This window comes from Staphylococcus sp. 11-B-312 (assembly GCF_016743055.1).
GTDB classification, from domain to species: domain Bacteria; phylum Bacillota; class Bacilli; order Staphylococcales; family Staphylococcaceae; genus Staphylococcus; species Staphylococcus ureilyticus.
Genome location: NZ_CP068241.1, coordinates 1,710,643 through 1,722,955, shown reverse-complemented (window position 1 = coordinate 1,722,955; position 12,313 = coordinate 1,710,643). Strand labels below are relative to the sequence as shown.

The following is a 12,313-nucleotide window of genomic DNA, read 5'->3' as shown; positions in this document are numbered from 1 at the left end:
ATGCAAAGAAATGCTATTGGCAATAGACGGCTAGGATAAAAATATTTTTATGAAATTTTACTCTTAGTCGTCCTTGTCAGTATGAAAAAAATTCCAAAATATTATTGCTGTCATATGTCCATACACGCTTGGCAAATATAATAAAATAGCTATAGATGAGAGGCGATATATATGCAAAATAATCTACCTATCATTGCTTTAGATTTTGAATCAGCAGAAGCGGTTACACAATTTTTAAATCAATTTGATGAACCTTTATTTGTCAAAGTTGGAATGGAACTTTTTTATCAAACTGGGCCTTCATTAATCACTGATATTAAGAAACGTGGTCATAGCATATTCTTAGATTTAAAATTGCATGATATTCCTAACACTGTTGGTAAAGCAATGGAAGGCTTAAGCAAATTAGATGTCGATTTAGTAAATGTACACGCAGCTGGTGGTTCAGAAATGATGAAACGTGCTGTAGAAGGTATTAGAAAATATAACAGTAATATTAAAATTATTGCGGTTACACAATTAACGTCGACTACAGAAACAATGTTGCGTGATGAACAAAATATCCAAAGTACAATGGATGAAGCAGTGTTGAATTATGCTCGTCTAGCTCAATTATCAGGATTAGATGGCGTTGTATGTTCACCACTTGAAGCAAATTTAGTAAAACAGGAATTAGGTGAATCTTTCTTGAAAGTGACACCAGGCATCAGACCAGAAAACACTTCTTCAGATGATCAACAACGTATTACGACACCAGAAAAAGCAAGCGTTTTAGGCGCTACACACATTGTTGTAGGACGACCGATTACACAAAGTGAAAATCCGGTAACGAGTTATCAAAAAATTAAAGAAAGTTGGTTGAAATCACATGACTAAATCAATTGCACAAGCATTGTTAGATATAAAAGCTGTATCATTATCTCCCAATGATCCGTTTACTTGGAGTTCAGGTATTAAATCGCCAATATATTGTGATAATCGCATCACACTAGGTTTTCCTGATGTACGTACTCATATTAGAGATGGCCTGCAAGCATTGATTGAAACACATTTTAAAGATATTGAAGTTATATCAGGAACTGCAACAGCCGGGATTCCACATGCAGCATATGTCTCAGAAGTGATGAACTTACCGATGAATTACGTTAGATCAAAAAGCAAAAGTCATGGTAAACAGAATCAAATTGAAGGTGCATCAAGTGAAGGTAAAAATGTAGTAGTTATAGAAGATTTAATATCTACAGGTGGCTCTTCAATAACTGCAGTAGATGCACTAAAAGCTGCAGGTGCAAATGTATTAGGTGTAGTAGCAATCTTTACTTATGGTTTGAAAAAAGCAGATGACCAATTTGCACGAGCTGATATACCCTTCTATACATTAAGCAATTATAATGAACTAATTGAGGTTGCTAGAGAAAATGGAGAAATTTCTGAAAATGATATTACTACATTAGTTGATTGGAGAGATAACTTGTCATAAAATGTTAGATGGAGGGGATGTTATGACAAAAGACTCAAATGTAGCTTATAATCATTTTGCTCATTTAAATAAATTCCTCAAAAAATCAGAAGACTATAGAGCACAATCAACTTCAGAAGACGAAAATAAATGGTTGTTTAACGCTACAGAATCAAATATTTATAAAAAATCAAAATTAAATCTAAAGCAAAAAGGACATATTAAATAAACGATATATGTAAATATATTATGTGAATTTGAGACAACATTAAAAATTTATTTAATTAAATTGGTTAAAAAATGCTTAAAAGACTTTTATATATTGATAAAAGGTCTTTTAGGCATTTTTTAATATATAAAATACTTTGTTCATATTTAGTTCACAAAATAGGTTTTAAATACTGAGTATCATATAAAACTCCAAGATAGAAAGGAATGAATGAACTTGAATCAAAAAAAATTTGATATTGTTGCACTATTTTTACTCATTGGTGTGTTTATGGCAGCTTTAGACAACGGCATTATTAGTGCAGCGTTAACCACAATAAATCAATCTTTTGAAATTTCAGCACAAATGGGGTCATGGGGCATAACGATTTACACATTAGGTATGGCTGTAACTACACCTATAGCGGGTAAACTTGCTGATATGTATGGTCGTAAAAAAATATTTGTTATTGAAGTCATTTTATTTGGTTTAGGATCATTGTTAGTTGCTTTAAGTCCAAATTATACAATATTTATTATTGCACGATTAATTCAATCATTTGGTGGAGGCGGTTTATTTGTAATCGCTAGTTCACATATTATAGCTACTTACACCAAGGAAAAACAAGGTAGCATGCTTGGTGGGTTAGGTGCAATGAATGGTATTGCTTCGGTATTAGGGCCAAATATAGGAAGTTTATTAATTAACCTAAGTGGAACATGGCATTGGCTATTCCTAATCAATGTGCCAGTGGCAGTAATGATTGTTATTTTTATGATTCTTAAAATGCCAGAAACACAAGAAAAAGTTAAAACTAAAATTGATAAGTACGCCATCATTATATTTTCATTTTCAACGTTGCTGATGATGTTTGCGATTAATAATATACAAACGAATAACATTGCTAATAGTATACTTAGCTTTTCAGTGATTGGTTTATTTATATTGGCAATCATTGGTTATGGTATTTTGATTTTAGTAGAATATAAAAACGAAGCAACTGATATAGATGCATTCTTACCTTTCTATTTATTAAAAAAACCAGCTTTTTCAGTAGTATTGATTATGGGCGTTTTATCAGGGATGTTAATTGGTTCCATTATTTTCATTCCTTCCTTTGTTGAAAATGTATTGCATGTTAAAGCTGAGAACAGTGGCTATTGGATGACACCCTTAGCGTTAGCTTCAGGTATTGGCGCGTCAATGGGCGGGAAGATTGTTGATAAAAAAGGCCCGATATTTGCATTAGTGATTGCGAGTATCATTAGCATAATTGGGTATGGAGGGTTAGCCTTTTTAACTTATTCAATTACGCCATTTTTAATATTTTCAATTATCGCAGGTTTAGGTTTTGGTTTTACTATTGGTGCACCAATGACTGTATTAGCAACTAGATCAGCACATTCAGATAAAAATAATAGTACTGTAATTGGAACATTATCCGTTTCTAGACAAGTCGGCATAACAATTGCACCGACTATGTTTACGACATTCATTCAATTCGGATATAGCCAAATGGGTAGTAAAATTAAAGAAAGTATAAATTCAGCCCATTTTGGTTTTAAAGATATACCCGTTTCGTTAATGAAAACGATGGAACATAATTCAGGCAATCTTACTAAAATATTAGAACAAGTGAATCAAATTTCTAATGATACATTAAGACATGCAATTACAAATGGCATTGAGGATGCTACACACCTAGCGTATATGCCTATATTTTTAACTGCAGTTATTGCAGCTTTTATTATTTTGCTACTTGTAACGCTCTTTAGTAAAGAATTTAAATAAAAAATTTGATAAACTGGTGAAATCGTAAAGAAAGATTAAAAAAAGATTAATTGTAGAAAGTAACGTAAAAAACAGCAACGCAGTATGGTAGACAAGGTTTTAATGTCTACTTTACTGCGTGTTTTGTTTAATATAATACAAAAATGATTGAAATGATTAATGTTATTAAAATGATTAAAAAGTATCGTTATAAAGTTATGATATAAAATGGATTAACGAATCATAATTTTAATGATGATAAAGCCAATGAGTATCACTAAAGCGGCAATCAGTAATGGAATAATGTAATAAAACATGAAATACCTCCAATTATATTTGTATTTATTTTAACTATAAATATTTAAAAGTAAAGTGATTTTATGGTTTTAAGCCGTCAAAGCTTTCAATATTACACACTTTACAAATTAATGTTGCAAACTACATGAAGTGGTATATTGAAATGGGTTGTGTTACATTTGCAATTATACTATGTAACTGTAACAAATGTTATATTTTCATTTATTTTGGTTTTAAATAGATTTGTGAGTATAAAAAACAAATTTGTAAAATTAAAGTGAGGCATGATTTGAATACACTTTTTTAGCTTACCTTATTTAATTTTATATTATCAAATGTAAGGGGATATGATATGAAACGTATGAAGCAACTTTTAAAAAACCATACTAAAAATATTATTGTATGCTTAATTGGCGCATTTGTAAGTGCGATTGCTGTAAATTCATTTATATTAGAGTCTAATTTAGGTGATGGGGGTACTGTGGGTATGTCATTAGCATTAAAATATGCCTTTGGTTTTTCACCAGCGATATCCTCATTAATTATTAATACATTGGTCATTATTGTAGGCTGGCGTTTTTTAAGTACCAGAACAGCAGTATATACGTTTATTGCTAATACAGCGATTTCAATCTTTTTAGATTTAACTGAAAATTTTAAGACAGGTATTGATAATTTTGTAATAAATGCTTCGTTTGGTGGCGTTTTAGTAGGTGTAGGTATTGGATTAGTAATTGCTTCTGGTGGTGTGATAGGTGGGACATCAGTCATTGCTAAGATGCTAAATAAATACTTTGACATCAAAACATCGCAAGGCATTTTTGTTTTAGATGGATTAGTTGTCTTGTCTTTTTTATTTGTCTTACCTTTAGAAAACGTCTTATTTACTGTAATTATGATATTTATAACTGAACGTGCTACTGCATTCATTATAGAAGGGTTCCATCCTAAAAAAGCGGTGACTGTGATATCAAGTAGAAATGAGATTATAAGTGATGAAATCAATAGCTTTACAGGTAGAGGTTCAACACTTTTAAAGGGTAAAGGTGGTTATGGTAAACATGAAACAAGCATGTTGTATGTTGTAGTTCCACAATCACAAGTAACTAGAGTTAAAAAGCTTGTAAATGAGGTAGATGAAAATGCCTTTTTAGTCATTCATGATGTGAGAGATGTATTAGGTAATGGATTTATAAATTTATCTTAATGATAGATTGGCAAAGGAGCACTTCATGTGATGTGTTGTTAATTGCAAATTTTATTCGTTCGATTTTTTTAAGCATTTGTTTTATTCTAGAATTAAGATGTTTTAAGGAGGCAGTTAAATGGCAATTCCCAAAATAACGACATTTCTAATGTTCAATGGACAAGCAGAAGAAGCAATCAATTTATATGTAGATGCATTTGAAGATGCAGAAATATTAGCGATGGTTAAATATGAAGAAGATGATAAAGAACCCACTGGTGCCGTACAACATGCTATCTTTCGCTTAAAAGATCAAGTTTTTATGGCGATTGATAATATGAATGGTGTCGATGTAGACATGAATCCAGCAATGTCTTTATATGTCACTGTAGATAGTCCGTTAGAAATGGAAAGATTATTCAGTAAATTGAAAAGTGGTGGGGCAATTTTAATGCCTAAAACGGAAATGCCACCATTCAGAGAATTTACATGGATTGTAGATAGATTTGGCGTTAATTTTCAGCTTGCATTACCAGATAAAAAATAAATATTAAAAAGGCTAAGATAAAGTATCATGCACGTGTTACATGTGCTGCTTACTCATAATCTTAGCCTTTTTTTAGATTGAAATATGTTACAAATGCTTTAAAGTATTTGGTGTTATCATGTCACCTTCATTTTTTGAATGTGATCGTAATCAGGTGTAGCATAGAGTGTTTTTTGGTGATCATATGTTACAAATCCTGGTTTTGCGCCAGAAGGTTTGTGAACGTGTCTAATTTCAGTGTAATCAACTGGTATTTGACCAGAATTTCCAGCTTTTGAAAAATAACCGGCTAGCATAGCCGCTTCTTTAATAGTATTTTCACTTGGCGCATCATTTAAGATAACCACATGAGACCCTGGGATCTCTTTCGTATGAAACCAAAGATGCTGTTTGCTGGCTTTTTTATTCGTTAAATAATCATTTTGCTTATTATTTTTTCCTACAAGTATGGTATCTCCATCAGTTGAAACATACGTTTGCAATTGAATGGTCGGTTTCTTTTTCTTATTTTTTTGCTTCCGCTGTTTCATATAACCTTGTTCAGCAAGCTCTTCTCTAATATCATCAATGTCATCCACAGATATGTGTGCGAGTTGTTGTTCTATATTTTCAAAATATGTGATGTTTTCTTTTGTTAAATCGATTTGTCGTGTTAATTCATGTGCACGTGTTTTCAATTTATTATATTTTTTATAATACATTTGAGCGTTTGTAGCTGGTGACTTTGTTGTATCTAAGGGAATGGTTACTTCCTGACCATCATAATAATTGGTAGTCGTCAGATACTTATCACCTTGTTTAATTCTATAAATATTTGCAGTGATTAATTCACCGTATAATTGCTGTATTTCTTTATCCTTAGTACCTTCTTGTTCGTCGATTAATTTACTGAGTTTATTTTGATATTTATGCAGTTGTTGCTGTACAAATTTGACTAAATCATTTGCACGTTGTTTAACGCGTTCTCTTTCTCCTCTAGCATCGTAATATCTATCTAATAAATCATGTAGAGAATCATATTCAACCATATCATCGTAAAATTGATTTAAGTGCATAAAATAGAAATCTTCTTTTCCTGTTTCATGATTCTTATGAAAAACAGGAGTAGGTAATTCCATTGTCTCATTCATAACTGAATTAAATGCCTCTGGTAACGTGTCGGTCGTCATAAATTGTTTACGATTGACAATTTCATTCGTAATTAAGGGACTAAAGCCTTCAAATTGATTTAGCAGTTGCCTAGCGATTTTTCCACTATTGAAATCGATGAATTTTAAAACTTCTGTACCCGTAATACTATATGGATTTGTTTTATTTTGGGTAGGGGGCGCTTCATATTGAAACCCAGGCATAACTGTACGATATTGATTTGTATTTGGAGTTAAATGTTTAAAACCTTCAATAATCTTGCGTTGATCATCTACTAACATTAAATTACTGTGTTTACCCATTATTTCTAAAATAACTGTGCGGTATGTGGTATCACCGATTTCATCTTTACTGTGAATATCTATTTCTACACGTCTATCGTTTCCGATTTGTCTTATAGCTTTAATGAAACCACCCTCTAAATGTTTACGGAATACTCTTGCAAACATTGGTGGTTCAAATGGATTATCATATTTTTTATTCGTTAAATGCATTCTAGCAAAACTAGGATGGATCGAGAGTAGAAGTTGATGGTTTTTACGATTTTGACGTATTACCATGATGATTGTATCGTTTTCAGGTTGATTGATTTTATGAATCCTACCATCAACGAGAAATTGTAAAGATTCTACCATTTTTCGTGTAAATAAACCATCGTATGCCATTACTATCAGCCACCTTATTTTTAGTCATTCATCATATTGTAACATGGTGAAAAGATTTGGTCATGAGCAAAGTTTGTTTGAACGTATGCTATACAACCAAACGCTCATTATGGTATCATAGTTAAATAATAGAAGAATAGCTTAGAGAGGTAGTAAGGCATGGATAATGAGAAAGGTTTGTTGATTGTACTTTCTGGACCATCTGGTGTAGGAAAAGGTACAGTTAGAAAAAAAATATTTGATGACCCAACCACATCTTATAAATATTCTATCTCGATGACGACACGTAATATGCGTGAAGGTGAAGTCGATGGTGTAGATTATTTCTTCAAAACAAAGGCAGAGTTTGAAGCGTTAATTAAACAAGATCAATTTATAGAATATGCAGAATATGTGGGAAATTATTACGGTACACCAGTGCAATACGTAAAAGATACTATGGACCAAGGACATGATGTATTTTTAGAAATTGAAGTTGAAGGTGCCAAACAGGTTCGAAAGAAATTCCCTGATGCATTATTTATTTTTCTAGCTCCACCAAGTTTAGATCATTTACGTGAGCGCTTAGTAGGGCGTGGTACTGAGTCAGACGAAAAAATTCAAAGCAGAGTACTTGAAGCTCGTAAAGAAGTTGAAATGATGAATTTATACGATTATGTTGTCGTTAACGATGAAGTAGAATTAGCTAAGCAACGTATTCAATCCATTGTTGAAGCTGAGCATTTGAAAAGGGAAAGAATTGAAGCAAAATATAGAAAAATGATATTGGAGGCAAAAAAATAATGTTATATCCACCATTAAATGATTTAACATCTAAAATCACATCAAAATATTTAATCGCTACAACTGCAGCTAAACGTGCACGTGAGTTGGACGAGCATCCAAATAGTACACTATTAAACAAATATAATTCAGAAAAAGCAGTGGGAAAAGCTTTGGAAGAAATAGCTGGCGGCGAAGTTTATCCTGAAACTACAAAATAACACTTTCTAAGCGAATATTAAATCATATAATTTTATATTTTTGAAAAGTACACCAGGTTAATGATGTGCACTTCAAAAGTCAGACGCATGTGATGACTTTGAGGTTTCATAGCCAAGGTGTGCTTTTTTAATTTGGGCAATAATTTGTGTATAATAAGCAGTAATCATATTTATATTTAAAGCAATGAAGCTAAAATAAGATATTGCATAAAATAATTCATTGGCTGAGTAACATAAAATACATTGTGTAGTTATTTGTACGACCTTGATACAGAATTAAAACATTTGTTTATATTTAAAATTTCAAAATATAAACTACAAAGTTAAACAATTAATAGAAAGATATTAACGATTTGGAGGGAAACTACGATGAAAAATATTTTACTTGCTGTCACTGGTGGTATCGCTGCGTATAAAGCAATAGATTTAACGAGTAAACTCACACAGGCTGATTATAACGTGAGAGTGATGTTAACAGATCATGCACAAGAGTTTGTAACTCCTTTAGCTTTTCAGGCCATTGGTAGAAATCCCGTTTATACGAGTACTTTTAAAGAACACAATCCAGAAGAAATTCAACATGTTGCTTTAGGAGATTGGGCAGATGCGATTGTTGTAGCACCGGCAACTGCAAATACCATCGCTAAACTAGCAAATGGTATTGCTGATGACATGGTTACATCAACATTATTAGCTACAGAAACACCCAAATTTATCGCTCCTGCAATGAATGTACATATGTATGAGAACAAAAGAACGCAACATAACTTAGCAACATTAAGTTCGGACGGTTATTATTTCTTAGAACCTGGTGAAGGATTCCTAGCTTGTGGTTATGTAGCAAAAGGAAGAATGGAAGAGCCTTTACAAATTGTAGAAAGATTAAATCAGTATTTTAAAAACAACACGTCAGCGACAAAAAATAGTAGATTTAACGGTATACAAGCATTGGTGACAGCGGGGCCAACCATAGAAGAGCTAGACCCTGTTCGTTATTTATCCAACCGCTCATCAGGTAAAATGGGATATGCACTCGCAGAATCTTTAGCTCAAAGAGGGGCGACCGTGACACTTATATCTGGTCCAACTCATCTAACACCACCTAAGAATGTAGAAGTCATTCAAGTAGAAAGTGCACAACAGATGTTTGAAGCGGCTAAAACGCGATTCGATAAGATGGATATTGTCTTTAAATCTGCAGCGGTATCAGATTATGCTCCAACTGAATTATTAGAACATAAACTTAAAAAACGACAAGGTGATTTGACTGTTACTTTTAAACGCACACCCGATATTTTAAAATACTTGGGTGAGCATAAAGATAAACAATTTTTAGTTGGTTTTGCAGCAGAAACACAAAATATTGAATCATATGCTCAAAAAAAACTAAAAAGTAAAAACGCAGATGTCATCATAGCGAATAATGTTGGCGATCGTACCATTGGGTTTAGCTCTGATGATAATGCATATACTATGTACTATAAAAACGGTGAAACAATATCATTAGGGAAACATAAAAAAGTCATATTAGCGGAGCATATATTAGACAGTTTAGAAACAAGGTGGAAATAAAATGATAGCAAAAGTAATCGTAGATATACCATCTAAAAGTGTTGACTTTACGTTTGATTATTTAATTCCACAAAAATTTCAAGCGATGGTTGAAGTTGGTATGCGCGTGATTGTACCTTTTGGACCGAGAACGATTCAAGGTTATGTTATGGACATCACTCAGCAAACCGACACTAGTATGGACATATCAAAATTAAAAGCAATAAAAGAAATACAAGATATTAAACCTGAATTAACGAAAGAATTAATACAACTTGCAGATTGGTATCATACGTATTTTGTTACAAAACGAATTTCTATGTTAGAGGTTATGCTTCCAAGCGCAATCAAAGCCAAATATACTAAAGTATTTGCAGTTAAAGATACTGAAGCCATACCAGAAAAATTGTTGAAACGATTTGATTCGGAAGGACATTATGCATATAAAGTAGCACAAAAAAATGAAGACTTAACGCTCATTGCACCATTTTTAAAGCAAGGTGCAATTCTTGAAGATACGATTTTGTCTCAAAGTTTAAAGAAAAAGAAACAACGCGCAGTGCGCATTGTCGAAGGCTTTAATGATGATACAGTATTAGAATCTTTGGAAAAATCAAAAAAGCAATATGAATTATATGCTTATTTAATTGATGAAAATCATCACGTAGTTTTTTTAAAACAGTTGGAAGAAATGGGTTTTTCAAAATCTAGCATTGAGACGTTAGTCCGTAAAGGCTTTATTGAGAAATATGATACAACTGTAGAGCGAGATCCTTTTGCAACACGGGTATTTGAACAAGATCAAAAGCAACAACTTACGCAAGAACAACAAGATGCATATGATGCGATACTCGAGACGATTAATAAAGGTGAACAACGTACATTTTTATTACATGGCGTAACGGGTTCTGGTAAGACGGAAGTTTACTTGCAAACTATAGAAAATGTACTCAATCAAGGTAAACAAGCGATGATGTTAGTGCCAGAAATTGCACTCACTCCTCAAATGGTATTAAGATTTAAACGAAGATTTGGAGACGAAGTAGCAGTTTTACACTCAGGATTATCTAAAGGGGAACGTTATGATGAATGGCAAAAAATTAGAGATGGAAAAGCGAGTGTGAGTGTAGGAGCTCGCTCAAGTGTATTTGCACCTTTCAAAGATTTAGGTATGATCATTATTGATGAAGAACATGAGTCTTCCTATAAACAAGAGGATTATCCTAGATACCATGCTAGAGATATTGCACAATGGCGCAGTCAATATCATCATTGCCCTTTAGTATTAGGCAGTGCTACACCAAGTTTAGAGACATATGCACGTGCAACTAAAGGTGTTTATGAACTATTATCATTACCTCATAGAGTGAATCAGCAAGCTTTGCCAGACGTGAATATCGTAGATATGCGTGCTGAACTTGCTTCTGGCAATCGTTCTATGTTTTCAGAAGATTTGCGTAGTGCGATTCAAGAGCGTTTAGATAAAAAAGAACAAGTTGTTTTATTTTTAAATAGACGTGGATATGCGTCATTTATGTTGTGTCGAGATTGTGGCCATGTCCCTCAATGTCCTAACTGTGATATTTCTCTCACATATCATAAGTCTACGGATCAATTGAAATGCCATTATTGTGGTCATCAAGAAGTACCACCTAATAAGTGTCCCAACTGTGAAAGTGAACATATCAGACAGGTAGGCACAGGTACACAAAGAGTTGAAGAACTATTACAAGAAAATTTTCAGGAAGCAAAAATTATTCGTATGGATGTTGATACCACTTCTCGAAAAGGTGCACACGAACAATTATTAGATGACTTTGGTTCAGGTAAAGGGGATATTTTACTGGGGACACAGATGATAGCGAAAGGTTTGGACTTTCCAAATATTACTTTGGTTGGGGTATTAAATGCTGATACGATGTTAAACTTGCCTGACTTTAGAGCTAGTGAGCGTACATATCAATTGTTGACGCAAGTTTCAGGACGTGCAGGCCGTCATGAAAAAGAGGGACAGGTGATTATACAAACTTATAATCCTGATCATTATGCTATTAAAGATGTTCAAGATAATGACTATCATTCCTTTTTCGAAAAAGAAATGAATTATAGAAAGTTAGGTAAATATCCACCATATTTCTTTTTAATTAATTTTACGATTGCGCATAATAATATGAAAAAAGTAATGGAAGCTTCTAAACATATACACAAAATATTGTTACAGCATTTATCAGATAAGGCATTAGTTCTAGGCCCTTCTCCAGCAGCTTTATCACGAATTAATAATGAATATCGCTTCCAAATATTAATAAAATATAAAAGCGAACCTTCATTGCACGAAGCATTAAAGTATTTAGATGATTTTTATCATGATCAGTATTTAAAAGACAAATTATCACTGAAGATAGACATCAATCCACAAATGATGATGTAGGTTGTTGTTGTAAATGGATTAATTGCAGTGTATAAAAGGGGAGTCTTAAAATCAGTATTTTATTGGT

11 protein-coding genes are annotated in these 12,313 nt (G+C 32.7%); 10 read left to right on the top strand and 1 reads right to left on the bottom strand.

Going from position 1 to position 12,313, the window contains the following annotated elements:
• Nucleotides 1-171 precede the first annotated feature (171 nt).
• From pyrF to JG554_RS08175, 6 genes are all read left to right on the top strand, one after another.
• Nucleotides 172-876, top strand: a complete 705-nt coding sequence (gene pyrF, locus JG554_RS08200) for an orotidine-5'-phosphate decarboxylase (RefSeq protein WP_046208690.1) — start codon at nt 172-174, stop codon at nt 874-876.
• Entirely contained in the window at nt 869-1,480 is a 612-nt protein-coding gene (gene pyrE / locus JG554_RS08195) for an orotate phosphoribosyltransferase (RefSeq protein ID WP_046208689.1), read from the top strand. Before pyrF ends, pyrE begins: the two co-directional genes overlap by 8 nt.
• A 22-nt stretch (nt 1,481-1,502) precedes the next feature.
• Entirely contained in the window at nt 1,503-1,688 is a 186-nt protein-coding gene (locus tag JG554_RS08190) for a hypothetical protein (protein WP_070658399.1), read from the top strand.
• A 210-nt stretch (nt 1,689-1,898) separates the two neighbouring features.
• The gene (locus tag JG554_RS08185; protein ID WP_238394752.1) at nt 1,899-3,458 is read left to right on the top strand and encodes an MFS transporter; all 1,560 of its coding nucleotides are present in this window, start codon (nt 1,899-1,901) and stop codon (nt 3,456-3,458) included.
• A gap of 628 nt (nt 3,459-4,086) precedes the next feature.
• Nucleotides 4,087-4,941: a YitT family protein gene (locus tag JG554_RS08180; protein ID WP_046208686.1), complete on the top strand. Its 855-nt coding sequence runs from the start codon at nt 4,087-4,089 to the stop codon at nt 4,939-4,941.
• A 118-nt stretch (nt 4,942-5,059) separates the two neighbouring features.
• The gene (locus tag JG554_RS08175; RefSeq protein WP_046208685.1) at nt 5,060-5,467 is read left to right on the top strand and encodes a VOC family protein; all 408 of its coding nucleotides are present in this window, start codon (nt 5,060-5,062) and stop codon (nt 5,465-5,467) included.
• Between the two features lie 116 nt (nt 5,468-5,583).
• Here the strand turns inward: JG554_RS08175 and JG554_RS08170 are convergent, their stop codons facing one another.
• Entirely contained in the window at nt 5,584-7,281 is a 1,698-nt protein-coding gene (locus JG554_RS08170; protein ID WP_073342352.1) for an Rqc2 family fibronectin-binding protein, read from the bottom strand.
• A 159-nt stretch (nt 7,282-7,440) separates the two neighbouring features.
• On the opposite strand from JG554_RS08170, the gene gmk reads away from it, so the two are divergent.
• The 4 genes from gmk (at nt 7,441) to priA (ending at nt 12,246) form a co-directional block, all read left to right on the top strand.
• Nucleotides 7,441-8,064 (top strand): guanylate kinase, encoded by a 624-nt coding sequence (gene gmk, locus JG554_RS08165; protein ID WP_046208683.1) that lies wholly within the window; start codon nt 7,441-7,443, stop codon nt 8,062-8,064.
• Nucleotides 8,064-8,264 carry a DNA-directed RNA polymerase subunit omega gene (gene rpoZ / locus JG554_RS08160; RefSeq protein ID WP_046208682.1) on the top strand — a complete coding sequence of 67 codons (201 nt, stop codon included), beginning with the start codon at nt 8,064-8,066 and terminating at the stop codon, nt 8,262-8,264. The genes gmk and rpoZ overlap by 1 nt, the downstream gene beginning before the upstream one ends.
• A gap of 369 nt (nt 8,265-8,633) precedes the next feature.
• The gene (gene coaBC, locus JG554_RS08155) at nt 8,634-9,836 is read left to right on the top strand and encodes a bifunctional phosphopantothenoylcysteine decarboxylase/phosphopantothenate--cysteine ligase CoaBC (RefSeq protein ID WP_107360299.1); all 1,203 of its coding nucleotides are present in this window, start codon (nt 8,634-8,636) and stop codon (nt 9,834-9,836) included.
• Between the two features lies 1 nt (nt 9,837).
• Nucleotides 9,838-12,246: a primosomal protein N' gene (gene priA / locus JG554_RS08150; RefSeq protein WP_070037916.1), complete on the top strand. Its 2,409-nt coding sequence runs from the start codon at nt 9,838-9,840 to the stop codon at nt 12,244-12,246.
• The last annotated feature ends 67 nt before the right edge of the window (nt 12,247-12,313 follow it).

Coding starts and splice junctions, on each gene's coding strand:
- pyrF (WP_046208690.1), top strand. CDS start 172: ATGCAAAATAATCTACCTATCATTGCTTTAGATTTTGAATCAGCAGAA.
- pyrE (WP_046208689.1), top strand. CDS start 869: ATGACTAAATCAATTGCACAAGCATTGTTAGATATAAAAGCTGTATCA.
- JG554_RS08190 (WP_070658399.1), top strand. CDS start 1,503: ATGACAAAAGACTCAAATGTAGCTTATAATCATTTTGCTCATTTAAAT.
- JG554_RS08185 (WP_238394752.1), top strand. CDS start 1,899: ATGAACTTGAATCAAAAAAAATTTGATATTGTTGCACTATTTTTACTC.
- JG554_RS08180 (WP_046208686.1), top strand. CDS start 4,087: ATGAAACGTATGAAGCAACTTTTAAAAAACCATACTAAAAATATTATT.
- JG554_RS08175 (WP_046208685.1), top strand. CDS start 5,060: ATGGCAATTCCCAAAATAACGACATTTCTAATGTTCAATGGACAAGCA.
- JG554_RS08170 (WP_073342352.1), bottom strand. CDS start 7,281: ATGGCATACGATGGTTTATTTACACGAAAAATGGTAGAATCTTTACAA.
- gmk (WP_046208683.1), top strand. CDS start 7,441: ATGGATAATGAGAAAGGTTTGTTGATTGTACTTTCTGGACCATCTGGT.
- rpoZ (WP_046208682.1), top strand. CDS start 8,064: ATGTTATATCCACCATTAAATGATTTAACATCTAAAATCACATCAAAA.
- coaBC (WP_107360299.1), top strand. CDS start 8,634: ATGAAAAATATTTTACTTGCTGTCACTGGTGGTATCGCTGCGTATAAA.
- priA (WP_070037916.1), top strand. CDS start 9,838: ATGATAGCAAAAGTAATCGTAGATATACCATCTAAAAGTGTTGACTTT.